This is a genomic window from Ciceribacter sp. L1K22 (assembly GCF_017599385.1).
Classification (GTDB): domain Bacteria; phylum Pseudomonadota; class Alphaproteobacteria; order Rhizobiales; family Rhizobiaceae; genus Allorhizobium.
In genome coordinates this window covers 1,726,757-1,751,000 of the sequence record NZ_JAGFPK010000001.1, presented here as the reverse complement: position 1 = coordinate 1,751,000, position 24,244 = coordinate 1,726,757, and the positions used below count along the sequence as shown (strand labels likewise).

The window sequence follows — 24,244 nt, the reverse complement described above, 5'->3', positions numbered from 1 at the left end:
GACTGAGAAGCTGCCAACAAACATGCAGATTGAGGCGAATGCGGCGATATCACGAAGTACTTCCGTCATGTCTCTCTCCTTACTCTTTATGTTTTTATTTTGTTCTCTTTTTGTGCCAATGTCAAGCCTGGAGAGACGCCCCACTAGGTCGGTTGGTAACGTTCTGAAAACATTGATCTTCTCACATCGATCTCGCCTGGAGATCGATGTTTTCGCTTCGCGCCGCCGTGGGCATCAGTGCGGCTCGGATATCCGCTTGCCCGGCTTTCTTTTCGTCAGGGCTGGACCGGCTTACGCGGATCGTAATCGATGATCTTGCCTTCGCGCAGAGTAACGCAGCGATCCATGCGTGAAGCAAGGTCGTGGTTGTGCGTGGCGATGAGAGCGGACAGTCCCGACTGTCGCACCAGCGCCTCAAGGGCGGAGAAAACGTAGCTCGCCGTTTCCGGATCAAGATTGCCGGTCGGTTCGTCGGCCAGAAGCACCAGTGGTGCGTTGGCCACGGCACGGGCGATCGCCACGCGCTGCTGTTCGCCACCGGACAGTTCCGCCGGACGATGATCGGCGCGGTGGCCGATGCGCATGTAGTCCAACAATTGGCGGGCCCGTTCGCTCGCCTCCTTCATGGAGAGGCCAGCGATCAGCTGCGGCATCATGATATTTTCGAGCGCCGAAAATTCCGGAAGCAGGTGGTGGAACTGGTAGACGAAGCCCACGCTGTTGCGCCGGATCGCCGTCCTCTTCTCGTCCGGCAAGCCGCCGCAGGCGGTGCCGCCGATCCAGACTTCGCCAGCATCGGGATGCTCCAGCAACCCGGCCAGATGCAGGAGTGTCGACTTTCCGGTTCCCGACGGAGCGACAAGCGCCACCGTTTCCCCAGCCTCCAGGCTGAAGTTCGCTTCTTTCAGGATCGACAGGGTCGTTTCGCCCTGACCGTAGTGCCTTTCGATGCCCGTGAGCGCAAGGACCTTGTTCTTGTTCGCCATGATCCGTTCACCTCACTCGTAGCGCAGAGCCTGCACGGGATCGAGCCGTGAGGCACGCCAGGCGGGGAAAATGGTCGCAAGGAAGGAGAGCGTCAGTGCCATGATGACGACTGACACGGTCTCCCCGACATTCATATCTGCTGGCAGCTGGCTGAGGAAATAAAGCTCGGGATCGAACAGGACCGTTCCCGATATCCACGAGAAGAACTGCCGGATCGACTCGATGTTCAGACAGACGACGACGCCAAGGACGACACCGGCCAGCGTGCCAGTGATCCCGATGGCGGCACCCGTCATAAAGAAGATGCGCATGACGGAGCCTGACGGCGCGCCCATGGTCCGCAGGATCGCGATATCGCTCGACTTGTCCTTCACCAGCATGATTAGGCCTGAGATGATGTTAAGCGCGGCGACAAGGACGATCAGGGTCAGGATCATGAACATGACGTTGCGCTCGACCTGCAGGGCGGAGAAGAAAGTCTGGTTGCGCTGCCGCCAGTCGGTGATGAAGATCTGCCGCCCCGCCGCTTCCTCGATCTTCGGCCGCAACTCATCGACGGCGTCGGGGTTCGATACGAACAACTCGATCGACTGAACCAAGCCATCAGCGTTGAAGTAGAGTTGCGACTCTTCAAGCGGCATGTAGATGATCGTCGAGTCGTATTCCGACATGCCGATCTCGAAGACACCCGAGATCGCATAGGATTTGACGCGCGGATTGACACCAAGGGGCGTGACGTCGCCTTCCGGCGAGACCAGAGTCATCATGTCACCGGCGGTCACGCCAAGCTCGGCGGCCATGCGGGACCCTACGAGAATGCCCTGCCCCGCCGTGAACCCAACCATATCGCCGGCCCGGATGTTCCCGGATACCGTCTTGAGCTTGATCAGGTCTTCCGCCCTGATGCCACGAACCAGTGCGCCAGTCCCGGCGCCCATCTTGCCGGAGGCCAGCGTCTGCCCCTCGACCAGAGGCAAGGCCATGGTCACGCCGGGAACGGCCGAGAATTTCTGTGCGAGATCGGCATAGTCGGTAAACGGCTGGTCGATCGGCTGCACGATCATATGGCCGTTGATGCCAAGGATGCGCGAAATCAACTCGGTCCTGAAACCGTTCATCACAGCCATCACGATGATGAGCGTTCCAACACCCAGCATGATGCCGACAAAGGAGAAGCCGGCGATGACGGAAATGAACGCCTCCTTGCGACGAGCACGCAGATAGCGCCATGCCACCATACGCTCGAAAGCCGAAAACGGCCTGCTGCCACGGCCGGAGACGGCCGCTCCCTCTCCATTGCCCGAGCCTTCAGCGCCCATCTCGTCTCCTCGCTCGCCGCTTACGCCTCTGCGGCGTCAGGCAGTCAGTTTGTTGATCGCAGCTTCGATCGTCATCGTTTCGCGGGCGCCGGTCCTGCGATCCTTGACCTCGACTTCGCCGTTCGCGACGGAGCGCGGGCCGGCGATGATTTGCACCGGTACCCCGATCAGGTCAGCGGTCGCGAACTTCGTTCCGGCGCGGTCGTCGGTGTCGTCGTAGAGAACGTCCTTGCCCGCCTTTCCGAGGTCGGCGTAGAGCTTCTCGCATGCGGCATCACATGCCTCGTCACCCGCCTTCATGTTGATCACGACGACATCGAACGGCGCGACCGAAGCCGGCCAGATAATGCCGTTCTCGTCATGCGAGGCCTCGATGATGGCGGGAACAAGGCGGGTGGGTCCGATGCCGTACGATCCCATGTGGACAAGGTGCTCCTTGCCGTCCGGACCCTGCACCTTGGCGCCCATGGGCTCCGAATACTTGGTGCCAAAATAGAAGATATGCCCGACCTCGATGCCGCGGGCCGACAGGCGATCAGCCTCCGGAATAGCGCTGAATGCCGCTTCGTCATGCATTTCCGAGGTGGCTGCGTAAACGGAGGTCCACTTGTCGAACACGGCCTGCAGACCGGCGACGTCGTCGAAATCGGTGTTTTCTGCCGGGATGTCGAAATCAACAAAAGCCTTGTGCGAGAAGACCTCGGATTCACCGGTGTCGGCGAGAATGATGAATTCATGGCTGTGGTTGCCGCCAATCGGGCCGGTGTCGGCACGCATCGGAATAGCGCGCAGGCCGAGCCGCGAGAAGGTGCGGAGATAGGCTACGAACATCTTGTTATAGGAATGGATCGCATCGGCCTGGGTCAGATCGAAGGAATAGGCGTCCTTCATCAGGAACTCGCGCGACCGCATGGTGCCGAACCGCGGACGGATCTCGTCGCGGAACTTCAGCTGGATGTGGTAGAGATTGAGCGGAAGGCTCTTGTATGACTTGACGTAGGACCGGAAGATGTCGGTGATCATCTCCTCGTTGGTCGGACCGTAGAGCATCGGGCGCTCCTGACGATCCTTTATGCGCAGCATCTCCTTGCCGTAGTCATCGTAACGTCCGCTTTCCTGCCAGAGTTCGGCTGACTGCAGCGTCGGCATCAGCAGTTCTATCGCTCCCGATCGGTTCTGCTCCTCGCGGATGATCGCATTCACCTTGTCGAGCACGCGCTTGCCGAGCGGCAGCCAGGAATAGATGCCCTGGCTCTGCTGACGGATCATGCCGGTGCGCAGCATGAGACGGTGGGAGACAATTTCCGCTTCCTTCGGATTCTCCTTGAGGATCGGCATGAAATAGCGCGACAGACGCATGACGGTTTCCAATGAATGAGGCTCTCCGCTTATGCGGAATCAGCCGGACGGCAACAATATTCGGATGCGTTCATAACCGGTTCGACACGGGAAGGAAACCCGCGTCACCCACCGCCTAGCCGGCCAAAACAGCGTTCCGAAGGAGACCGAAACGTTACAGGTCGGATGAACGAGCATGGCGGGAATATGAATTTTTTCGAGGCATTTACGCTGGAAAAATTTTTTATCAACAACTGTAGCAAATTTGCAAAAAAGAGGTGACAAAGCCAATCCGTTAGGCTAGCTTTAGCCCACAAAAGAGGCAGGGAGATTAAATTCTTGCCGATTTCGCGGTCAAGTCTTGGGAGGATCAGATCTTAGGCGCGCCCGTTCGCAGCCCCTTAAATGGTGAAAGATCACGCGATACTTGAACAAGGCCTCACGGCCTTGTTTTTTTTTGAGAATTTCGCAACGAAGCGACTGCGGACAGGGGAAAGCGGTTATTCGAAGCTCGGCAGGATTGTCGGAAGGCTGTCGAAACTGATCCCGAACCACGTCTCGGCCACAAGCCATCCGCCATAAATGATGCCGGATACCAGTGTCGTCAGAAGGACGACACGCCCTCCCCGGAACCGCGCGGGTGCGCTTTCCGCACTGCCAGGAACGATCTCGTTTTCATCCGCCTGTGTCCGCAGGCCGATCGGCAGGATCATGAACAGGGTGATCCACCAGATGATGAAGTAGACGGCGAAGGCGGAGAGGAACTGCATCTCGAGAACTTCCGTTGAATGGAAGGCCGCTTATAGAGGCAAACGTCATGTCTGGCAAAATGCAACGAACGCGCTTTTCGTCACACCTGCTCAAGTTCGATGAGGGTGCCGAAGAAATCCTTAGGATGCAGGAAGAGCACCGGCTTTCCGTGGGCACCAATCTTGGGTTCACCGGATCCCAACACCCGCGCTCCGGACGCGGAAAGCTGATCCCGCGCATGGAGAATGTCGTCCACCTCGTAGCAGACGTGATGCATACCGCCTGACGGATTCTTGTCGAGGAAAGCGGCGATCGGAGAATTCTCTCCTAGCGGTTCCAGGAGTTCGATCTTGGTGTTCGGCAGTTCCACGAACACAACGGTCACGCCGTGTTCCGGAAGGGCCTGAGCCTGAGACACCTTTGCCCCCAGTGTATCCCGGTAAGCCGCCGTGGCGGCCGTCAGATCCGGAACCGCGATTGCGACATGGTTGACGCGACCTAGCATGGGGAACCTCCTCAGCGAACGTGCCACGACCCTAACGCCGCGATCTGCCGCCTGCCATCAGACTTTCGTTATGAAGACCGTAACGATGGGCTTCTTGCCCCAGGTCTCGTTGGCGGCCGAGCGCACCGCCCGGCGGATGGACTCGCGCAATCCTTCAAGATCCTTGCGTCGCGCGCGGGGTATGCTTTCGACAGCGCCGAGAATGGCGTCGTAAAGCACATCCTCCATGTCCTCTCCCTCGTCGTCATAGACCGGCAGGCCGAACGGCACCACCTCGGGGTCGCCCATGAAATCGTAACGACTGTCGAGAAGCACGTTGACCGCGACATGGCCCACATAAGAAAGCTTCTTGCGATTGGAGATGCCCATCTCGTCCATATCGCCGATCAGCTTGCCATCCTTGTAGATGCGGCCAAACGGCGCGTGGTCGATCACTTCAGCCGGGCCGGGAGCAAGACGAAGAACATCACCGTTGCGAACCTTCGGCACGCTTTGGATGCCGGCCTGGCGTCCCAGTTCGGCCTGCGCCATCAGATGCGCCGCCTCTCCATGAACGGGCACCAATATCTGCGGTCGAACCCACTGGTACATCTGCAGCAATTCGTTGCGACGCGGATGGCCGGAAACGTGCACCAGCGCATCGCTGTCGGTCACAATATGCACGCCCTGCTCGATGAGGCCGTTCTTGATGTCGAGGATGGCCTTTTCGTTGCCCGGGATCGCCCGCGAGGAGAACACGACCGTATCGCCCGAGGCCAGCGCGACATTGCGCATCTCGTCGCGCGAGAGCTTAGCGAGCGCCGCGCGGGGCTCGCCCTGGCTTCCGGTCAAAATCACGACCACACGATCACGCGGGATGTAGCCGTATTCGTCTTCCGCGATAAAGGGCTTAAGCCCCTCCATCAGTCCGAGATCGTCGGCAACCGCGACGACGCGCTTCAGAGAGCTGCCGAGCAGCAGCACCTCGCGGCCTGCAGCCTCCGCAGCCTGGGCAATCGAGCGGATACGACCGACGTTGGACGAGAAGGTGGTGATCGCCACCCTGCCCTCGGCGCTTTCGATGATCTTGCGCAGCCCGGCAGATACCTCTTTCTCGGATGGTGAGATGCCGTCGCGCATGGCGTTGGTGCTGTCGCACATCAGTGCGAGGACGCCCTCGTCGCCGACGGCACGGAACTTCTGTTCATCGGTCAGCGGCCCCAAGGACGGCGCGTGGTCAATCTTCCAGTCTCCGGTGTGGACGAGATTACCCAGTGGCGTGCGGATGACCAGCGACATCGGCTCGGGGATCGAGTGATTGACGCCGACAGCCTCGACCGAGAACGGGCCTATATTGATGACATCGCCTGCCTTGAACGGCGTGATCGGAATATCGGCTCTCGACCCTTCGTAGTCGCGCTTGGCCTCCAGGAGGCCTGCCGTGAAGCCAGAAGCGTACACAGGCACATTGAGGCCGGGCCAGATATCGTTCAGCCCGCCGAAGTGATCCTCGTGAGCGTGGGTGATGATGATCGCCTTCAGGTTCTTACGCTCTGCAGCGATGTAGCGGATGTCAGGAAGCACGAGGTCGACGCCGGGCAGGTCCGGACCGGGAAAGGTCACACCGCAGTCGACCATGATCCACTGGCGGTTCGTCGGCGGCCCGTAACCGTATAGGGCGAGGTTCATCCCGATCTCGCCAACACCGCCCAGCGGCAGAAACACCAGTTCGTCTTTGTTGCTCATTCTTTTTCTAGTCCAGTTTGTTCAAAGAAGACGTCGCCCGCGGCGATCGTCATTCTTCGCCCGTCATCCTGCGTCAGCAGAAGAAGGCCTTTATCATCGATTCCGGAAAATAGGCCGGAAATCGCGCGATCGGTGAGATTCACCGTAATTCTCTCTCCCATGCCGCAAGCCGCGTATCGCCAGCGCGACACGACAGCTGCGACGCCCACGCCCTTTTTCCAGAGCGACAGCGCATCGACCATGCTGGAGAACAGCCCTGCAAACACTTCTTCGGGAGAGGCGGACGCCCCATGCTCGCGAAGGCATGTCACGGGATAATTAGAGAGGTCGGGCTTGAAAGCAATATTGACACCGATGCCGACCACCACGGCCTGGCGGCCATCCGTAAGCCGCTCTCCCTCAATGAGAATGCCGCAGGTCTTTCGACGACCAATAAGGATGTCATTCGGCCACTTGATTTCGACCAAATCAGAGCCAGGCGGAACGACACGACGCACCGCACCATAAACGGCCAGAGCCACTGCAAGCGGTAGAGATCCAAGAGCCTCCATCGGCGCAGGATCGATCAACAGGAGCGAGGCGTAAAGGTTTCCCGGCGCCGAGTGCCAGGTCCGTCCTCTACGGCCACGACCGCCCGTTTGGGCGGTCGCCGTAAGCCAGAGATTTCCGGGATCGCCTTGCCTTGCCCTTTCCAGGCACTCGGCATTGGTGGACGACACCTCGCCCAATGCCTCGTGCCGGAAGTCCCCGAGCGACAGCGCCCGGTCAGCCACCAGCCGGCTCAATAGAAGAGCGACTGGGCGGCGACGTCAGCCGCATTGCCGATCGGACCGCCGAACAGGACATAGCCGATCACGAAGACACCGGAGAGGCCGAAGACAAGACGCAGTTCACCTGCGATACGCGCGAACTCGCCGCTCGCTTCGTCAAACCACATGACCTTGACGATGCGCAGGTAGTAATAAGCGCCAACGACCGAAGCGAGTACGCCGATGATGGCCAGCGCATAAAGCTTGGCTTCGATCGCCGCGATGAAGACGAAGTACTTTCCGAAGAAACCGGCGAGTGGCGGAATGCCAGCGAGCGAGAACATCAGGGCGGTCAGAACCACTGCCATGAACGGCTTGGTCGTCGAAAGGCCGGCCAGATCTTCGATGTTCTCTACATTGCCGCCTTCCTTGCGGCGCATCGCCATGATGCAGGCAAAGGTGCCGAGCGTCATGACGAGATAGATCAGCATGTAGAGTATCACGCCGGACACGCCGGTTTTCGAGCCGGCGGCCAGGCCGACGAGCGCGTAGCCCATGTGACCGATCGAGGAGTATGCCATCAGGCGCTTGATGTTTCGCTGGCCGATCGCGGCGAACGAACCGAGCACCATGGAGGCAATCGAAATGAAAACGACGATCTGCTGCCATTCGGCGAAGACCGGCTGGAAGGCTTCAATGACGATGCGCACGAGGATCGCCATCGCGCCGACCTTCGGCGCGGCGGCCAGGAATGCGGTGACCGGCGTCGGTGCGCCCTCGTAGACGTCCGGCGTCCACATATGGAAGGGAACGGCGGATATCTTGAAAGCAAGGCCGGCGAGAACGAACACGAGGCCGAAGATAAAGCCAAGCTGCGGTTCGCCCGAAGTCAGAACGCGTGCGATCTCGTCGAAACCGGTATTGCCGGTGAAACCGTAGATCAGAGACATACCGTACAGCAGCATGCCCGACGACAGAGCACCGAGTACGAAATACTTCAGGCCCGCTTCGGTAGACCGAAGGCTGTCACGGTTGATTGCGGCGACGACATACAGCGCCAGCGACTGCAGCTCGAGCGACAGGTAGAGCGAGATCATGTCGTTGGCGGAGATCATCAGCATGACGCCGAGCGTCGCCAGCACCAGCAGGACTGGGAACTCGAACTTGTCGAGATGGTCGAAGCGGGCATGTCCGACGGCCATGATCATGGCGGTGATGGAGCCGACGAGTGCCAGAACCTTCATGAAGGTCCCGAAGCCATCGGCGACATAGGCGCCGCCAAAGGCCTCGCCCTGCGCGGGAACCAGCAGCATCCACATCCCGGAGGCGATGAGGAGCGCAACGGCGAGCCCGGTGACTGTCGTCGCCGACTTCTCGCCAGAGAAGACGCCGATCATCAGGAGAACCATGGCGCCAACCGCGAGGATCAGCTCCGGCGCGATCAGATGCAGGCTAGCAACGAGAGTTTCTGCGGTCATGTCCAATGGGTCCTGTCGTCAGTTCACCGTGAGCGCAACGTTCTGCGCCGCCTGCAATGCAGCCGTATAGTTGTTGATCAAGAGATCGACCGAAGCCGCCGTCGCATCGAAGATCGGAGCCGGATAGACGCCGAAGAGGATGGTCAGCGCGATCAGCGGGTAGAGGATGAGCTTTTCCCGGCCACTGAGGTCGAGCATAGCCTTGAGGCTTTCCTTCTCAAGAGCCCCGAACACCACGCGGCGATAGAGCCAGAGCGAGTAGCCTGCCGAGAGGATCACGCCCGTCGCCGCGAAGAGCGCCACCCAGGTATTGGCGCGGAAGACGCCGATCAGGGTCAGGAACTCGCCGACGAAACCGGAGGTGCCCGGAAGGCCGACGTTCGCCATCGTGAAGATCATGAAAGCGACGGCATATTTCGGCATGTTGTTCGCCAGGCCGCCATAGGCCGCGATATCACGGGTGTGAAGGCGGTCGTAGATGACGCCAACGCAGAAGAAGAGCGCGGCCGAGACGAAGCCGTGGCTGATCATCTGGAAGATGGCGCCCTGAACGCCCTGCGCGTTGGCGGCAAACGTACCCATCGTGACGTAGCCCATGTGAGCGACGGACGAATAGGCGATGACCTTCTTCATATCCTCCTGCATCAGGGCGACCAGCGAGGTGTAGATGATCGCGATCACTGACAGCGTAAAGACGAACGGCGCGAAATAGTCCGATGCCAACGGGAACATCGGCAGCGAAAAACGCAGGAAACCGTAGCCGCCGAGCTTCAGCAGGATGCCCGCGAGAATCATCGAGCCCGCAGTCGGTGCCTGCACGTGCGCATCCGGAAGCCAGGTGTGCACCGGCCACATCGGCATCTTCACCGCAAAGGAAGCGAAGAAGGCAAGCCACAGCCATGTCTGCATGCCAGCCGGGAACTGGTGCGTCAAAAGCTGTGTGATGTCGGTCGTGCCGGCTTCCCAGTACATCGCCATGATGGCGAGCAGCATCAGAACCGAACCGAGCAAGGTGTAGAGGAAGAACTTGTAGGACGCGTAGACGCGATCCTTGCCACCCCAGACACCTATGATGATGAACATAGGTATCAGGCCGGCTTCGAAGAAGACGTAGAACAGCACAATGTCTAGCGACACGAACACGCCGATCATCAGCGTCTCGAGCAGCAGGAAGGCGATCATGTAGTCCTTGATGCGCTTCTCGATCGAGAACCAGCTCGCCAGGATGCAGAAGGGCATCAGGAACGTTGTCAGGATAACGAACAGCATCGAGATGCCGTCGACTCCGACGTGATAGGAAATGCCCGTGTTCAGCCACTCATGCTTCTCCACCATCTGGAAGCCCGGATTGGCGTTGTCGAAACCGAGCCAGACGAACAGAGAAACGACGAAGGTGAAGACCGTCGTCAGCAACGCGACATTCTTGACGTTGCGCTTGCCGAGGTTGGTGTCGTCACGCGTCAGAAGCAGAAGCAGCACGCCGACGAGCGGCAGGAACGTGACCGTCGAGAGAATGGGCCAAGCGGTCATCAGAGGGAACTCCCGAGCATCATCCAGGTAACAAGGGCGGCGATGCCGATCAGCATCGCGAAGGCATAATGATAAAGGTAACCGGACTGCAGGCGGACGATACGCTGCGTCGTCGAGGTGACCGCGTCAGCCACGCCATTCGGGCCGTAGGTGTCGATGACGCCGACGTCACCCTTCTTCCAGAAGAAGTAGCCGAGCGCCTTGGCCGAGCGGACGAACAGGAAGTCGTACAGTTCGTCGAAGTACCACTTGTTCAGCAGGAACTGGTAGAGCACGTGGTGCTGGCGGGCGAGGACCTTCGGCGTTTCAGGCGACTTGATGTACATGTACCAGGCCGTCAGGAAACCGATCAGCATCGCCGCGAACGGGCTCCACTTCACCCAGACCGGTACGTGGTGGAACTCTTCCAGAATCTCGTTTTCCGGCAGCGTGAACAACGCGCCCTTCCAGAATTCGGCATAGTGATGGCCGAAGAAGTAACCTTCGAAGACAAGACCGGCCAGCACGGCACCGACGGTGAGAACGGCCAGCGGGAAGAGCATGACCATCGGCGATTCATGAACATGATGCATGACATCGGCGGAGGCCCGTGGCTTGCCGAAGAACGTCAGGAACGCCAGACGCCAGGAGTAGAAACTTGTGAACAGCGCGGCTATCACGAGCAGAGCGAAGGCGAACCCAGCGACCGACGAATGCGACGCGTAGGCGGATTCGATGATAACGTCCTTCGAGAAGAAGCCGGCAAAGCCGATCATCGTCCCGGGAATACCGACACCCGTCAGAGCGAGGGTTCCAACGGTCATCGCCGCAAACGTCCAAGGAATGTGCTTCCGAAGGCCGCCCATGTAGCGCATGTCCTGCTCGCCGTCGACGGCATGGATAACGGAGCCGGCGCCAAGGAACAGAAGCGCCTTGAAGAAGGCGTGCGTGAAGAGGTGGAAGATGGCGGCGCCATAGGCGCCCAGACCCAGCGCCACGAACATGTAGCCGAGCTGCGAGCAGGTCGAATAAGCGATGACGCGCTTGATATCGTTCTGAACGAGACCCACGGTCGCGGCAAAGAAGGCCGTGATCGCGCCGATGATAGTAACGAAGGTCAGCGCATCGGGCGACAGTTCGAACAACGGCGACATGCGGGCGACGAGGAAGACGCCGGCGGTAACCATGGTCGCGGCGTGGATGAGCGCCGACACCGGGGTCGGGCCTTCCATCGCGTCCGGCAACCAGGTGTGCAGCAGGAACTGCGCGGACTTGCCCATGGCGCCCATGAAGAGCAGCAGGCAGACAGCTGTGATCGCATGTCCCTTGTCGAGGCTCATACCGAAGAGGTTGATGATCGCCTCGCCGGCTTCGGCACCCTCAGCCGGCAGGTAGGATTGCGCGGCAGCGAAGATGGTTTCGAAATTAATCGAACCAAACAACACGAAGACGCCGGAGATACCCAGGATGAAGCCAAAGTCACCGACGCGGTTGACGATGAAGGCTTTCATCGCAGCTGCGTTGGCCGACGGCTTCTTAAACCAGAAACCGATCAGCAGATACGACGCCAGACCCACGCCTTCCCAGCCGAAGAACATCTGCAGCAGGTTGTCGGACGTCACCAGCATGAGCATGGCGAAGGTGAACAGCGACAGGTAGGAGAAGAAGCGCGGCCGATGCGGATCGTGATGCATGTAGCCGATCGAATAGAGGTGAACGAGCGTCGACACGCTGTTGACCACGACCAGCATGACTGCTGTCAGCGTGTCGATACGCAGCGACCACTCGACGTCGATGCCGCCGGACTGGATCCAGCGCAGTACCGAGACCTTGATGACTTCGTGGCCTTCGCCGTGACCGAGGCCGACATTGATGAAGACAACCCACGACAGCGCGGCCGCGATGATCATCAGGCCCGTGGTGATATACTCCGACGCCTTGGCGCCAATCTGGCGTCCGAAAAGGCCAGCAATGATCGAACCGATCAGCGGCAGAAAGACAATAGCCTTGTAGATAAGCATAGCCGTATCAGCCCTTCATCATATTGACGTCTTCCACGGCGATCGAACCGCGGTTGCGATAGAAGACAACGAGGATCGCGAGACCGATCGCGGCTTCCGCGGCCGCCACCGTCAGGATGAACAGGGCAAAGACCTGACCCACGATGTCGTTGAGGAAGGCCGAAAAGGCCACCATATTGATGTTCACCGCGAGCAGGATCAGTTCGACCGACATCAGGATGACGATGACGTTCTTGCGGTTGAGTAAAATGCCGAAGACGCCGAGCGTGAAGAGGATGGCGCTGACCGTCAGGTAGTGGGAAAGACCGATTTCCATATTCTTGTTCCTTGACCTTTCCGCTGCCTCAGACGCCCTGGCCCGGCTTGACCTTGACCACCTTCACGGCGGTCGCCGGCGTACGGGCAACCTGCTGGGAGATATCCTGCCGCTTGATGTTCTGCCGGTGGCGGAGCGTCAGCACGATGGCGCCGATCATCGCGACCAGAAGAACCAGGCCGGCGATCTGGAAGAAATAGACGTAGTTGGTGTAAAGCACATCGCCGAGAGCCGCCGTGTTGGTCCGCTCGGCCGCCGCGGGGATCGGCATCTTGATCGCGTTCAGCGCTTCCGGCGAGAGAGTGCTACCGCCGATCACGAACACGAGCTCAGCCGCCACGACGAGCCCGATCAAAGCGCCGACCGGAGCATATTTCAGCGCCCCTGCCCTCAATTCGGTGAAATCGATGTCCAGCATCATCACCACGAAGAGGAAGAGAACCGCCACCGCGCCGACATAAACGACGAGGAGAATCATCGCCAGGAACTCGGCACCCGTGAGCAGGAAAAGACCGGCGGCATTGAAGAAGGTCAGGATGAGGAACAGGACCGAGTGGACCGGGTTCCTTGCCGAGATGACCATGAATGCCGACGCCACCGCGACAATGGCGAAGAGATAGAAAAATATTGCCTGCAGACCCATCGTCGTGCCTTTTCATCTTCCCCCGGATGCGGCGAGGAGGTGCCGCGATCCGACTGGCGTCCCAAAGCCGCTATCCCCAACGGCCGGGTGCCTCGGTTCCAAGTTCCGACCCGCCGCTTCAGCGCCAGGACGGTTTCGCTGAATTATCAGCGATACGGGGCGTCCATCGCGATGTTACGCGCGATTTCCCGCTCCCAACGGTCCCCGTTCTCCAGGAGCCGCTCCTTGTTGAAGTAGAGTTCTTCGCGTGTTTCCGTCGCGAATTCGAAATTCGGACCTTCCACGATCGCATCGACCGGGCAGGCTTCCTGGCAGAAGCCGCAGTAAATGCACTTCACCATGTCGATATCGTAACGGACAGTACGGCGGGTGCCGTCGTTCCTGCGAGGCCCCGCCTCAATGGTAATGGCCTGGGCAGGACAGATCGCCTCGCAGAGCTTGCAGGCGATGCAACGCTCCTCGCCATTCGGATAGCGGCGCAGTGCGTGTTCGCCACGGAAGCGCGGCGAAACCGGACCCTTCTCGAACGGGTAGTTGATCGTCGCCTTGGGCGTAAAGAAGTAGCGCATCGACAGGAAGAAGGCGCCGACGAACTCCTTCAGGAACAGGGAATTGATAGCCTGAGCAACACCAGCCATCTTCAACCTCCAAATCCGCTGATCGACAGGTGGGCCATGATCAAGCCCAACCCGCCAGTTTCAGCACGAATGCAACAATGACGACCATGGCGAGAGACAGCGGAAGGAAGACCTTCCAGCCGAGACGCATCAGTTGGTCATAGCGGTAGCGCGGGACGAAGGCCTTCACCATCGCGAACATGAAGAACACGAGCGACGCCTTGAGCACGAACCAGATGATGCCGGGGACCCAGTTGAGGATCGCGATATCAACCGGAGGCAGCCAGCCGCCGAGGAAGAGGATCGTCGTCAGCGCGCACATCAAACAGATGGCAGCATATTCGCCGAGCATGAACATCATGTAGGGGGTCGAGCCATACTCGACCATGAAGCCGGCAACGAGTTCGGATTCCGCTTCCGGAAGGTCGAAGGGCGGGCGGTTCGTTTCGGCCAAAGCCGAAATGAAGAAAATGATGAACATCGGGAATAGCGCAAGCCAATGCCAGTCGAGGAACGAGGCCGGCAGGCCGAGCATGGTGCCGAGGCCGTCGCTCTGCGCGTTCACGATATCGGTCAGGTTCAGCGACCCAACGCAAAGCAGGACGGTCACGATAACGAAGCCGATCGACACTTCATAGGATACCATCTGCGCGGCGGAGCGAAGCGCGCCGAGGAACGGGTATTTCGAGTTCGACGCCCAACCGCCCATGATGATGCCGTAAACCTCAAGCGAGGAAATGGCGAAGACGTACAGGATGCCGACGTTGATGTTGGCGATTACCCAGCCATCGGAGAGCGGGATCACGGCCCAGGTCGCGAGCGCCAGTGTCACGGCAACGAGCGGAGCCAGCAGGAATACGCCCTTGTTTGCGCCCGCCGGAATGATCGGCTCCTTGAAGACGAACTTCAAAAGGTCGGCAAAGGACTGGAACAGGCCGAAGGGACCGACAACGTTCGGGCCGCGACGCAGTTGCACCGCCGCCCAGATCTTGCGGTCCGCAAGCAGGATGTAGGCGATGAAAACCAGCAGACAGACGAGCAGAAGGACAGACTGCCCCACCATGATCAGCGCCGGCCAGAGATAGGTTGAAACGAACGAGTCCATAATCCCCTGCCCTTATTCCGCCGCAGCCTTGAAATTGTTCCGCGCCAGAGCCGAGCATTCGGCCATGACGGCCGAAGCGCGTGCTATCGGGTTCGTCAAATAGAAGTCTTTTACCGGAGACGCAAATCCGGATTTGCCCAACTTCCCGGCTTTTTTCGCAAGTGCGGCAATATCCCCGGAATTGCCGGCAGCGATTTCGTCCAACTCGGCGAAATGCGGGTACTTCGCGTACAGCGTTGCACGCAGCGCGCCGAGCGAATCAAAGGGCAATTTTTTCCCGAGCACGTCCGAAAGTGCACGGATGATCGCCCAATCCTCGCGGGCCTCGCCGGGTGCGAAACCGGCGCGGTTGCCCATCTGGACGCGACCTTCGGTGTTGACCCAAGTGCCCGACTTCTCTGTGTAGGCAGCGCCAGGAAGGATGACGTCGGCGTTGTGTGCGCCGGCGTCGCCGTGGCTGCCGATATATACGGTGAACTTCGCACCCTTCTTCGAAAAGTCGAGTTCATCGGCACCGAGCAGCAAGAGCACATCGGACGAGGCAAGCGCGTCGGCCGCGGTCAGACCGCCCTCGCCCGGGACGAAGCCAAGATCAAGCCCGCCAACGCGGGAGGCTGCGGTGTGCAGGACGGCGAAACCGTTCCAGCCTTCGGCAACGGCGCCAACGGACTGAGCGAGCTTCGCGGCATTGGCAAGAACCGCCGCGCCATCCTCACCCGTTAGCGCACCTTGGCCGACGATGATCAGAGGACGCTGGGCGGCCTGGAGCTTTTCGGCGAAGCTGTTCTTGCCGCCGACGACAGCGGACAGCGTATCCGCGCCTGCGCCGAGATATTCGTATTCGTAGCGCAGTTCGCCGCCTTCACCGATCACGCCGATCGGGAAGCCACCACGGCGCCAGCGCTTGCGAATGCGGGCGTTGAGAACAGCCGCCTCGAAGCGCGGATTGGAGCCGATGATCAGCAGCGCATCGGCAGACTCGATACCGGCGATCGTCGGATTGAACAGATAGCTGGCGCGACCGAGCGACGGATCGACAAGCGTTCCGTCCTGGCGGCAGTCAATGCTGGTCGAGCCGAGCGCGGCCAGCAGTTCCTTCAGCGCATACATTTCCTCGACCGAAGCCATATCGCCGGCAACGGCGGCAATCTTCGATCCTGAAGTCGCTGCGACGGCAGACTTGATCGCCGCAAACGCCTCGCCCCAGGTGGCCGGCTGCAGCTTGCCGCCCTTGCGGACGTAAGGCCGGTCGAGGCGCTGCGTCTTCAGGCCGTCCCAGACGAAGCGGCTCTTGTCGGAGATCCACTCTTCGTTGATCTCCTCGTTGACGCGCGGCATGATGCGCATCACTTCGCGACCGCGGGTGTCGACACGGATCGCCGAACCGAGTGCGTCCATGACGTCGATCGATTCGGTCTTGCCGAGTTCCCACGGCCGGGCGGTGAACGCGAACGGCTTGGAGGTCAGCGCGCCGACCGGGCAAAGGTCGACAACGTTCCCCTGCAGTTCCGACGTCATCGCCTGCTCAAGATAGGTGGTGATTTCGGCATCTTCGCCGCGGCCGATCAGACCAAGTTCGGCGATGCCAGCGACTTCGGTGGTGAAGCGGACGCAACGCGTGCAGTGGATGCAGCGGTTCATCACGGTCTTGACCAGCGGGCCGATATACTTGTCCTCGACGGCGCGCTTGTTCTCGGTATAGCGGGAGCTATCGATACCGAAGGCCATCGCCTGGTCCTGGAGGTCGCATTCACCACCCTGGTCGCAGATCGGGCAATCCAGCGGGTGGTTGATCAGCAGGAACTCCATCACGCCTTCACGGGCCTTCTTGACCATCGGCGTGTTGGTGTAGACCTCCGGCAATTCGCCGTTCGGGCCGCCGCGAATATCACGCACGCCCATGGCGCAGGAAGCAGCCGGCTTTGGCGGGCCGCCCTTTACCTCGACCAGACACATACGGCAGTTGCCGGCGACCGAAAGCCGCTCATGGAAACAGAAACGCGGAACCTCGGCACCGGCCTCCTCACACGCCTGCAGCAGCGTGAAATGATCCGGAACCTCGATTTCCTTACCGTCGACCTTCAGCTTTGCCATATTCGCCTTCCTGTCTCACGCACACCGCGACTGCCGGGAGGACAGCTGCGCGCGATCCTCTGACCGCCCGCCGTTGCCGTGTTTGTTCAATTCTCCGAGCCAAACTCCTGCGAATACTCTGTTTTTCAGGTCCGCAGACGTTTGAGCTCCTAATTCTTTCCTGCCGGTGTCCACCATCATGGCTTTCCACCCGCCAATGTCTTGGCCTGACCAACCCAGTCGTCCCGGCCGATCCTGCCGCCGAAGCCGAGCTCGCTGTCGAGACGCGCCGCCTCTGCTTCGGTCAATGCCGCGATGTCCGCGTACCGAACCATGCCCCGAGCATTCAATACCTGCTCGGCTTTCGGGCCGATACCGGCGATCTTTTTCAAATCGTCCGGTCTGGTCGCCTTGCGTCTCGCAACGGCCTTTGGTTTCGCTACAGGCTTGGACGAGGTCTTTGCCGCCGTCTTTCCTGCCGCTGCCTTTGGCGAGACAGTCTTAGCTCTGACTATCTCAGTCTCAGTCTCCGGCTGCGCCTCAACCCGTTCCTGTTCGCGCGAGAGCGTCCGAGCTTCAGCCTCAGGCTGATCATAAGGATTGGCATCACGCGCCGCCCGGTTGCTGGCATCGACGGCACTCTGGAACGCCCCGAGCATGACACCTGCCAACTGGCTTGCCACGCCGAAACCCACGGCCGTCGCCGCCATGAAGGCGGCCGTCGGGTGAGCCAGAAGCGGGTGGAGCGGAAGCGCTGCCATCTCCGGCAGAGCGTCGGGCGCACGAGAAGCGTCAACCGGTTCGACCGGTCGTCCCTCCCCGCTTCTGTCCTTCGCCTTGCCCATTTGCCCGCCCTATCGGCCTAGCCTATTCGGCTGCTTCCATCACCACGCCATGCGCCATGGCGTTACGTGTATACTGATCGATACGAGCCTCCATTTCCGGACGGAAATGCTTGATGAGACCCTGGATCGGCCAGGCTGCCGCGTCGCCGAGAGCGCAGATCGTGTGGCCCTCGACCTGCTTGGTCACCTGGAACAGCATGTCAATCTCGCGCTTCTGCGCATTGCCCTTCACCATGCGCTCCATGACGCGCATCATCCAGCCCGTGCCTTCGCGGCAAGGCGTGCACTGGCCGCAGCTCTCGTGCTTGTAGAAAGCCGACAGACGCCAGATCGCCTTCACGATGTCGGTCGACTTGTCCATGACGATGACGGCAGCCGTGCCGAGACCGGATCCCAGCTCGCGCAGGCCGTCATAGTCCATGATGGCGTCCTTCATCTGGTCGCCCGGCACGCAGGGAACCGAGGATCCACCGGGAATGACAGCCAACAGATTGTCCCAGCCGCCACGGATGCCGCCGCAGTGCTTCTCGATCAGTTCGTGGAACGGGATCGACATGGCTTCCTCGACGGTGCACGGCCGATTGACATGTCCGGAGATCGAATAAAGTTTGGTGCCGGCATTGTTGGCCCGGCCGAAGCTCGAATACCAACCGGCGCCACGACGCAGGATCGTCGGGGTCACGGCGATCGACTCAACGTTATTGACCGTCGTCGGACAGCCGTAGAGACCCATGTTCGCCGGGAACGGCGGCTTCAGACGCGGCTGGCCCTTCTTGCCTTCCAGGCTTTCGAGCAGCGCAGTTTCCTCACCGCATATGTAGGCGCCTGCACCGTGATGCACGATGATGTCGATGTCGTAGCCGAGCTTGTTGTTCTTGCCCAGAAGGCCATAGTCATAGCATTCGTCGATCGCGGCCTGGAGCGCCTCGCGCTCGCGCATAAATTCACCGCGTACGTAAATGTAGGCATGGTGAGCACCCATCGCGAAGGACGCGATCACGCAGCCCTCGATCAGGGTATGCGGATCGTGGCGCATGATATCACGGTCCTTGCAGGTGCCGGGCTCCGATTCGTCAGCATTGACGACGAGATAATGCGGACGGCCATCGGATTCCTTCGGCATGAAGGACCACTTCAGACCGGTCGGGAAGCCCGCGCCGCCGCGACCCCGCAGACCCGAGGCCTTGACCTCGTTGATAATCCAGTCGCGACCCTTCTCGAGAAGCTGCTTGGTACCATCCCAATGGCCGCGCGCCATGGCGCCTTTCAGGGATTTGTCCTTGAGGCCGTAGATATTGGTAAAGATACGATCCTGATCCTTCAACATATCCATCTACCTCTCAACGCGGCTTCTTGCCGAAGACCTTGATGTATTCGGCCTCGCCGCCCTTGGCGAGGACCTTCGCCTGCTTGACCCAGTCATCCCGCTCGATCCGACCGGAGAATTTCAGGTAGCTATCGACCCATTCGCGCTCGGCCTTCTTCCAACCCGCCACCTGCGCAAAAGTATAGATGCCAAGCTCGTGGAGGATGCCCTCGATCTTCGGACCGACGCCCGAGATAAGCTTGAGGTCGTCCGGAGACGCGGGCTTTTCGATGCCAGCGGGGCGATTTTTGTCATCCAGCGATGGTTGGGCGGGCTTCGCGGCCTTACCGGCGGAATCAGCGGCGGCCGTATTGGATATCGGCCCAGTAACCTCGTCGCTGGCCGGCTTCGTCGCCTTGCGCGCGGGCTTGGCAGCGGGGCCGGATGGCGTTGCGGACTTGCCATCGGCTGGCGTCTTCAGCGCCGGATTGGTTTCTTCTGCCAGCGTAACAGGCTTGGCGGCGTTGGCCGGCGGAACAGCAGCGGCCGGCGCCGGCGTTTCCTTGCGTTTCGCCGAGACCGGCTTGTCGGCCTCGAGAAGCGACGTCAATCCACCGGCGGGCGCCGAGTAGATGCGGTCCGTCTGAGGGCCCGGCTTCACCTCGGCTCCCTTGCCTGCCTGGAACTTGTCAATGATGTCTTCGAGCTGTTCGGCCGTCAGGTCCTCATAGCTGTCCTTGAATATCATCACCATCGGCGCATTGACGCAGGCGCCCTGACACTCGACCTCTTCCCAGGACAATGTTCCATCCGCGTTCAGCTCGAAGGGATCATGGTGGATCTTCTTCTTGCAGACATTGATGAGGTCTTCTGCGCCGCGCAGCATGCAGGGCGTGGTTCCGCACACCTGTACGTGGGCACGCGTACCAACCGGCTTCAGCTGGAACTGCGTATAAAATGTCGCGACTTCAAGCACGCGAATGTAAGGCATCCCGAGCTTTTCGGCGACGAACTCGATCGCCGCGCGCGAAACCCAGCCCTGCTGTTCCTGCGCCCGCATCAGAAGCGGGATTACCGCCGATTGCTCGCGGCCTTCGGGGTACTTGCGAATTGTGGCTTCCGCCCAGGCTGCATTCTCCGCGCTGAAGGCAAAACCGGCGGGCTGGACCTGATCTTCGGCTAGTCGACGAACGGACATTCTTCTTGAGCCTTATTCTAGTTTATGGACCTGCACCGCGAGCTCGTTACCGAGTTGAACTCGCAGGCATAGGCAGACTTGTCTTTCTGCAGAAACACGACGAAGCTGGAGCCGTTTGGCACCGCGGCCTTGATCTCGTAGCCGTCGGCCAGCAGAGTGGCCATCGTAGCGCTGGACGACACCGACGAGCCGCTGACGGCCTGCGCGAGCGCGGCGCTCGCGGCAAGGCAGACTGCTAACGTCAGGGCCGCCACGCGCATCAGCGATCCACCTCTCCGAACACGATGTCGAGCGAGCCAAGAACCGCCGATACGTCGGCGAGCTGGTGCCCCCGGCACATGAAATCCATGGCCTGGAGGTGGGCATAACCCGGAGCGCGGATCTTGCAGCGATACGGCTTGTTTGTCCCGTCCGACACCAAGTACACGCCGAACTCGCCCTTCGGGGCTTCAACAGCGGCATAAACCTCGCCGGCAGGCACGTGGTAGCCTTCGGTGTAGAGTTTGAAGTGGTGGATCAGGCCTTCCATCGAGCGCTTCATCTCGCCGCGCTTCGGCGGAACGACCTTGCCATCGAGTGATGAAAACGGCCCGACGCGCGCGTCGCCAAGTAGACGATTCACGCACTGCTTCATGATCTTCACCGACTCGCGCATTTCGATCATGCGGATGAGATAGCGATCATAGCAGTCGCCGTTCTTTCCGACGGGGATATCGAAATCGAGTTCGGAATAGCACTCGTAGGGCTGCGAACGGCGAAGGTCCCAGGCAGCGCCCGAACCGCGAACCATCACGCCGGAGAAACCCCAGGCCCAGCAATCTTCAAGAGACACGACCCCAATGTCGACGTTTCGCTGCTTGAAAATACGGTTATCGGTCAGAAGGCCCTCGATGTCGTCAAGTTTGGCAGGGAACTCGTCGCACCACTTGCCAATATCCTCGACCAACTCCGGCGGAAGATCCTGATGCACTCCGCCCGGACGAACATAGGCCGCATGCATGCGAGAGCCCGACGCACGCTCATAGAAGACCATGAGTTTTTCACGCTCTTCGAAGCCCCATAGCGGCGGTGTGAGCGCGCCTACGTCCATCGCCTGAGTGGTGACGTTGAGAAGGTGCGACAGGATACGGCCGATTTCCGAGTAAAGCACCCGGATCAACTGGCCACGAATCGGGATCTCGATGCCGAGAAGCTTCTCGACGGCGAGCGAATAAGCATGCTCCTGGTTCATCGGCGCGACGTAGTCGAGGCGATCGAAGTACGGCAGAGCCTGCAGATAGGTCTTCGTCTCGATCAGCTTTTCGGTGCCGCGATGCAGCAGGCCGATGTGGGGATCGACGCGTTCGACGATTTCGCCGTCGAGTTCAAGAACCAAGCGTAGAACGCCGTGCGCCGCCGGGTGTTGCGGGCCGAAGTTGATGTTGAAGTTGCGGACGTTGTGTTCAGTCATGGTCCCTGCCCTTCCGCTCACTTGGCCGCTTTTTCGTCACCGGGCAGCACGTAGTCCGTGCCTTCCCAGGGCGAGAGGAAGTCGAAATTACGGAATTCCTGCTTCAACTCGACAGGCTCATAAATAACGCGCTTGGCGGCGTCGTCATAACGAACCTCTACGAAGCCCGTCGTTGGGAAATCCTTGCGCAGGGGGTGCCCCTCGAAACCATAGTCCGTCAGGATGCGGCGCAGGTCCGGGTGTTCGGTGAACATGATGCCGTACATGTCCCAGGCTTCGCGTTCGAACCAGTCGGCACCCGGAAACACCGGACAGGCGGACGGCACCGGCTTGTCTTCGGAGGTCGGAACCTTGACGCGGATGCGCAAATTCTGGCGCGGCGACAAAAGATGGTAGACCACGTCGAAGCGATCTTCACGCTTCGGATAATCGACACCGCAAATGTCGATCAGATTGACGAATCCACACTGCACGTCGTCGCGCAGGAAGGTCAGAAGCGCGATCACCTTGTCGGCGGTCGCGGTCAGAGTCAGTTCACCAAACTTCACCTCCGCAGAGGTCATCAGGCTGCCGCGCACTTCCTGCAGGTAGGAGGCAAGCTCGTTCAGGGCTTCGCTCATATCGGTCAGTCCCTTCCCTTAGCGCTCGATCGTGCCGGTGCGGCGGATCTTCTTCTGCAGCAGAAGCACCCCGTAAAGGAGGGCTTCCGCCGTGGGGGGACAGCCTGGAACGTAGATGTCCACCGGCACGACGCGATCGCAGCCGCGCACGACCGAATAGGAATAGTGATAGTAACCGCCACCATTCGCGCACGACCCCATCGAGATGACGTAACGCGGCTCCGGCATCTGGTCGTAGACCTTGCGGAGCGCGGGCGCCATCTTGTTGGTCAGCGTGCCGGCGACGATCATCACATCGGACTGGCGCGGCGAAGCGCGCGGAGCAAAACCGAAGCGCTCGACGTCGTAGCGCGGCATGGACAACTGCATCATTTCCACCGCGCAACATGCGAGACCGAACGTCATCCACATCAGCGAGCCGGTGCGAGCCCAGTTGATGAGTTCATCGGTGGAGGTAACAAGGAACCCCTTGTCGGCCAGTTCGTTATTGATCTCGCCGAAGAATGCGTCATCCGATCCAATCGGTTTGCCGGTGTTGGGATCGATAATCCCCTTCGGCTGCGGCGCGACCATTGTTGTGCCCGAAGCGGTCATTCCCATTCCAGCGCTCCCTTCTTCCACTCGTAAATAAAGCCGATGGTGAGAACGGCAAGGAAGACCATCATCGACCAGAAACCAAACCAGCCGATTTCGCCAAAGGACACTGCCCAGGGAAAGAGGAAGGCGACTTCAAGATCGAAGATGATGAACAGAATCGACACAAGGTAGAATCGAATGTCGAACTTCATGCGGGCATCGTCGAACGCATTGAAGCCGCACTCGTAGGCCGAAAGCTTTTCCGAATCGGGCGCCTTGAAGGCAACGGCGAACGGCGCAATCAGCAGCGCTATTCCAATCACCAGGGAAATGCCGATAAAGATTGCGATCGGAATGTAGGAGCTGAGCACTTCAGTCATCATATCCATCCCTGCTTGCGTTAAAAATGCCGGGCGGCACTCTTGATTGACCCGAAGGTCGGCAAGCCGAAAGAAGAGTTGCAACGAGCCGTGGTTAGCGCAGGCAGGCAGTCAGCGCAAGCCCAACAAGGCCTTTATCACCCGATACCCGACGGACTTTATCAAGACGTAAAAATGCCGGCGTGGCAAACGGTATATTACTGCTTTGCGGAGCAATAATTTTCCAAATCCAAAGAGGAGAAGTGGCGCGAGTGACGGGGCTCGAACCCGCGACCTCCGGCGTGACAGGCCGGCACTCTAACCGACTGAGCTACACCCGCGCATTGTGACCGCGTCCCCGCGGTCCGACAGCCAACCATTTTGTGGGAGGCAAGTCATGGAGAATTGAGATGGCGCGAGTGACGGGGCTCGAACCCGCGACCTCCGGCGTGACAGGCCGGCACTCTAACCGACTGAGCTACACCCGCATTTTCCCAAAAAGGCTCGTCGCCCTCTCCGTCGACCGGCTGGGCCGTTCGATGAGCGGCTAACTATGACGTTCGTGTTTTGGTGTCAAGCACGATCACAGACAATTCGATGAGCGGGCGCGTTTTCCACGCCGCCCCGGTCACCGACCCGCAATCATAGCCCCAGCGGCACGCTTTCCGAGTCGACGTTTCCAATAGTTTTCAAAAAAACCGGAAAAACTTCACGAAACACTCTTGCGGTTTTTTTTCGATCCGCATAGATCACTG

At 59.9% G+C, this 24,244-nt stretch carries 23 protein-coding genes and 2 tRNA genes; all 25 read right to left on the bottom strand.

The window, feature by feature from the left end:
* Positions 1-275: 275 nt before the first annotated feature.
* Positions 276-986 (bottom strand): ABC transporter ATP-binding protein, encoded by a 711-nt coding sequence (locus J5J09_RS08770; protein WP_208549267.1) that lies wholly within the window; start codon positions 984-986, stop codon positions 276-278.
* A gap of 12 nt (positions 987-998) precedes the next feature.
* Positions 999-2,306: a lipoprotein-releasing ABC transporter permease subunit gene (locus J5J09_RS08765; protein ID WP_208549266.1), complete on the bottom strand. Its 1,308-nt coding sequence runs from the start codon at positions 2,304-2,306 to the stop codon at positions 999-1,001.
* Positions 2,307-2,342: 36 nt separating this feature from the next.
* A complete protein-coding gene (proS, locus tag J5J09_RS08760; protein ID WP_208549265.1) occupies positions 2,343-3,665 on the bottom strand; it encodes a proline--tRNA ligase in 1,323 nt (440 codons plus the stop codon).
* Between the two features lie 479 nt (positions 3,666-4,144).
* Complete coding sequence (locus tag J5J09_RS08755; RefSeq protein ID WP_208549264.1) at positions 4,145-4,414, bottom strand: DUF1467 family protein; 270 nt, start codon at positions 4,412-4,414, stop codon at positions 4,145-4,147.
* Positions 4,415-4,494: 80 nt separating this feature from the next.
* Positions 4,495-4,899 carry a methylmalonyl-CoA epimerase gene (gene mce / locus J5J09_RS08750; protein WP_208549263.1) on the bottom strand — a complete coding sequence of 135 codons (405 nt, stop codon included), beginning with the start codon at positions 4,897-4,899 and terminating at the stop codon, positions 4,495-4,497.
* A gap of 57 nt (positions 4,900-4,956) precedes the next feature.
* A complete protein-coding gene (locus tag J5J09_RS08745) occupies positions 4,957-6,624 on the bottom strand; it encodes a ribonuclease J (protein ID WP_208549262.1) in 1,668 nt (555 codons plus the stop codon).
* Positions 6,621-7,400: a biotin--[acetyl-CoA-carboxylase] ligase gene (locus tag J5J09_RS08740; RefSeq protein WP_208553394.1), complete on the bottom strand. Its 780-nt coding sequence runs from the start codon at positions 7,398-7,400 to the stop codon at positions 6,621-6,623. The genes J5J09_RS08745 and J5J09_RS08740 overlap by 4 nt, the downstream gene beginning before the upstream one ends.
* Before the next feature lie 5 nt (positions 7,401-7,405).
* On the bottom strand, positions 7,406-8,851 hold the full coding sequence (gene nuoN / locus J5J09_RS08735; RefSeq protein ID WP_208549261.1) for an NADH-quinone oxidoreductase subunit NuoN: 1,446 nt from the start codon (positions 8,849-8,851) through the stop codon (positions 7,406-7,408).
* A gap of 18 nt (positions 8,852-8,869) precedes the next feature.
* Complete coding sequence (locus J5J09_RS08730) at positions 8,870-10,381, bottom strand: NADH-quinone oxidoreductase subunit M (protein ID WP_208549260.1); 1,512 nt, start codon at positions 10,379-10,381, stop codon at positions 8,870-8,872.
* On the bottom strand, positions 10,381-12,381 hold the full coding sequence (gene nuoL, locus J5J09_RS08725) for an NADH-quinone oxidoreductase subunit L (RefSeq protein ID WP_208549259.1): 2,001 nt from the start codon (positions 12,379-12,381) through the stop codon (positions 10,381-10,383). Before nuoL ends, J5J09_RS08730 begins: the two co-directional genes overlap by 1 nt.
* 7 nt (positions 12,382-12,388) lie before the next feature.
* Positions 12,389-12,697, bottom strand: a complete 309-nt coding sequence (gene nuoK / locus J5J09_RS08720) for an NADH-quinone oxidoreductase subunit NuoK (protein ID WP_208549258.1) — start codon at positions 12,695-12,697, stop codon at positions 12,389-12,391.
* Between the two features lie 28 nt (positions 12,698-12,725).
* The gene (locus J5J09_RS08715; protein ID WP_208549257.1) at positions 12,726-13,340 is read right to left on the bottom strand and encodes an NADH-quinone oxidoreductase subunit J; all 615 of its coding nucleotides are present in this window, start codon (positions 13,338-13,340) and stop codon (positions 12,726-12,728) included.
* Positions 13,341-13,486: 146 nt separating this feature from the next.
* Positions 13,487-13,978: an NADH-quinone oxidoreductase subunit NuoI gene (nuoI, locus tag J5J09_RS08710; protein WP_208549256.1), complete on the bottom strand. Its 492-nt coding sequence runs from the start codon at positions 13,976-13,978 to the stop codon at positions 13,487-13,489.
* A gap of 40 nt (positions 13,979-14,018) precedes the next feature.
* Positions 14,019-15,062 carry an NADH-quinone oxidoreductase subunit NuoH gene (nuoH, locus tag J5J09_RS08705; protein ID WP_208549255.1) on the bottom strand — a complete coding sequence of 348 codons (1,044 nt, stop codon included), beginning with the start codon at positions 15,060-15,062 and terminating at the stop codon, positions 14,019-14,021.
* Positions 15,063-15,074: 12 nt separating this feature from the next.
* Positions 15,075-17,156 carry an NADH-quinone oxidoreductase subunit NuoG gene (gene nuoG, locus J5J09_RS08700; RefSeq protein ID WP_208549254.1) on the bottom strand — a complete coding sequence of 694 codons (2,082 nt, stop codon included), beginning with the start codon at positions 17,154-17,156 and terminating at the stop codon, positions 15,075-15,077.
* Positions 17,157-17,332: 176 nt separating this feature from the next.
* Positions 17,333-17,980 carry a 5' DNA nuclease gene (locus tag J5J09_RS08695; RefSeq protein ID WP_208549253.1) on the bottom strand — a complete coding sequence of 216 codons (648 nt, stop codon included), beginning with the start codon at positions 17,978-17,980 and terminating at the stop codon, positions 17,333-17,335.
* A 22-nt stretch (positions 17,981-18,002) separates the two neighbouring features.
* Positions 18,003-19,307 carry an NADH-quinone oxidoreductase subunit NuoF gene (gene nuoF / locus J5J09_RS08690; protein WP_208553386.1) on the bottom strand — a complete coding sequence of 435 codons (1,305 nt, stop codon included), beginning with the start codon at positions 19,305-19,307 and terminating at the stop codon, positions 18,003-18,005.
* A 13-nt stretch (positions 19,308-19,320) separates the two neighbouring features.
* Positions 19,321-20,484, bottom strand: a complete 1,164-nt coding sequence (gene nuoE, locus J5J09_RS08685; RefSeq protein WP_208549252.1) for an NADH-quinone oxidoreductase subunit NuoE — start codon at positions 20,482-20,484, stop codon at positions 19,321-19,323.
* 17 nt (positions 20,485-20,501) lie between these two features.
* Positions 20,502-20,744 (bottom strand): hypothetical protein, encoded by a 243-nt coding sequence (locus J5J09_RS08680; RefSeq protein ID WP_208549251.1) that lies wholly within the window; start codon positions 20,742-20,744, stop codon positions 20,502-20,504.
* Positions 20,744-21,934, bottom strand: a complete 1,191-nt coding sequence (locus J5J09_RS08675; protein ID WP_208549250.1) for an NADH-quinone oxidoreductase subunit D — start codon at positions 21,932-21,934, stop codon at positions 20,744-20,746. Before J5J09_RS08675 ends, J5J09_RS08680 begins: the two co-directional genes overlap by 1 nt.
* Before the next feature lie 17 nt (positions 21,935-21,951).
* Positions 21,952-22,554, bottom strand: a complete 603-nt coding sequence (locus J5J09_RS08670) for an NADH-quinone oxidoreductase subunit C (RefSeq protein ID WP_208549249.1) — start codon at positions 22,552-22,554, stop codon at positions 21,952-21,954.
* A gap of 18 nt (positions 22,555-22,572) precedes the next feature.
* On the bottom strand, positions 22,573-23,154 hold the full coding sequence (locus J5J09_RS08665) for an NADH-quinone oxidoreductase subunit B (protein WP_208549248.1): 582 nt from the start codon (positions 23,152-23,154) through the stop codon (positions 22,573-22,575).
* On the bottom strand, positions 23,145-23,510 hold the full coding sequence (locus J5J09_RS08660) for an NADH-quinone oxidoreductase subunit A (protein WP_208549247.1): 366 nt from the start codon (positions 23,508-23,510) through the stop codon (positions 23,145-23,147). Before J5J09_RS08660 ends, J5J09_RS08665 begins: the two co-directional genes overlap by 10 nt.
* Before the next feature lie 243 nt (positions 23,511-23,753).
* Positions 23,754-23,830: transfer RNA gene (locus tag J5J09_RS08655), tRNA-Asp, on the bottom strand.
* Positions 23,831-23,900: 70 nt separating this feature from the next.
* A tRNA-Asp gene (locus tag J5J09_RS08650) sits at positions 23,901-23,977 on the bottom strand.
* Positions 23,978-24,244: the final 267 nt, after the last annotated feature.

Bases quoted from the DNA above. Each gene is read 5' to 3' on its own strand.
- J5J09_RS08745 (WP_208549262.1), bottom strand. From the start codon at position 6,624: ATGAGCAACAAAGACGAACTGGTGTTTCTGCCGCTGGGCGGTGTTGGC.
- proS (WP_208549265.1), bottom strand. From the start codon at position 3,665: ATGCGTCTGTCGCGCTATTTCATGCCGATCCTCAAGGAGAATCCGAAG.
- nuoG (WP_208549254.1), bottom strand. From the start codon at position 17,156: ATGGCAAAGCTGAAGGTCGACGGTAAGGAAATCGAGGTTCCGGATCAT.
- nuoL (WP_208549259.1), bottom strand. From the start codon at position 12,381: ATGCTTATCTACAAGGCTATTGTCTTTCTGCCGCTGATCGGTTCGATC.
- J5J09_RS08730 (WP_208549260.1), bottom strand. From the start codon at position 10,381: ATGACCGCTTGGCCCATTCTCTCGACGGTCACGTTCCTGCCGCTCGTC.
- nuoN (WP_208549261.1), bottom strand. From the start codon at position 8,851: ATGACCGCAGAAACTCTCGTTGCTAGCCTGCATCTGATCGCGCCGGAG.
- mce (WP_208549263.1), bottom strand. From the start codon at position 4,899: ATGCTAGGTCGCGTCAACCATGTCGCAATCGCGGTTCCGGATCTGACG.
- J5J09_RS08675 (WP_208549250.1), bottom strand. From the start codon at position 21,934: ATGACTGAACACAACGTCCGCAACTTCAACATCAACTTCGGCCCGCAA.
- nuoE (WP_208549252.1), bottom strand. From the start codon at position 20,484: ATGTCCGTTCGTCGACTAGCCGAAGATCAGGTCCAGCCCGCCGGTTTT.
- J5J09_RS08755 (WP_208549264.1), bottom strand. From the start codon at position 4,414: ATGCAGTTCCTCTCCGCCTTCGCCGTCTACTTCATCATCTGGTGGATC.
- J5J09_RS08670 (WP_208549249.1), bottom strand. From the start codon at position 22,554: ATGAGCGAAGCCCTGAACGAGCTTGCCTCCTACCTGCAGGAAGTGCGC.
- nuoF (WP_208553386.1), bottom strand. From the start codon at position 19,307: ATGTTGAAGGATCAGGATCGTATCTTTACCAATATCTACGGCCTCAAG.
- nuoK (WP_208549258.1), bottom strand. From the start codon at position 12,697: ATGGAAATCGGTCTTTCCCACTACCTGACGGTCAGCGCCATCCTCTTC.
- J5J09_RS08665 (WP_208549248.1), bottom strand. From the start codon at position 23,154: ATGGGAATGACCGCTTCGGGCACAACAATGGTCGCGCCGCAGCCGAAG.
- nuoH (WP_208549255.1), bottom strand. From the start codon at position 15,062: ATGGACTCGTTCGTTTCAACCTATCTCTGGCCGGCGCTGATCATGGTG.
- J5J09_RS08770 (WP_208549267.1), bottom strand. From the start codon at position 986: ATGGCGAACAAGAACAAGGTCCTTGCGCTCACGGGCATCGAAAGGCAC.
- J5J09_RS08765 (WP_208549266.1), bottom strand. From the start codon at position 2,306: ATGGGCGCTGAAGGCTCGGGCAATGGAGAGGGAGCGGCCGTCTCCGGC.
- J5J09_RS08715 (WP_208549257.1), bottom strand. From the start codon at position 13,340: ATGGGTCTGCAGGCAATATTTTTCTATCTCTTCGCCATTGTCGCGGTG.
- J5J09_RS08680 (WP_208549251.1), bottom strand. From the start codon at position 20,744: ATGCGCGTGGCGGCCCTGACGTTAGCAGTCTGCCTTGCCGCGAGCGCC.
- J5J09_RS08660 (WP_208549247.1), bottom strand. From the start codon at position 23,510: ATGACTGAAGTGCTCAGCTCCTACATTCCGATCGCAATCTTTATCGGC.
- nuoI (WP_208549256.1), bottom strand. From the start codon at position 13,978: ATGGCTGGTGTTGCTCAGGCTATCAATTCCCTGTTCCTGAAGGAGTTC.
- J5J09_RS08695 (WP_208549253.1), bottom strand. From the start codon at position 17,980: ATGGGCAAGGCGAAGGACAGAAGCGGGGAGGGACGACCGGTCGAACCG.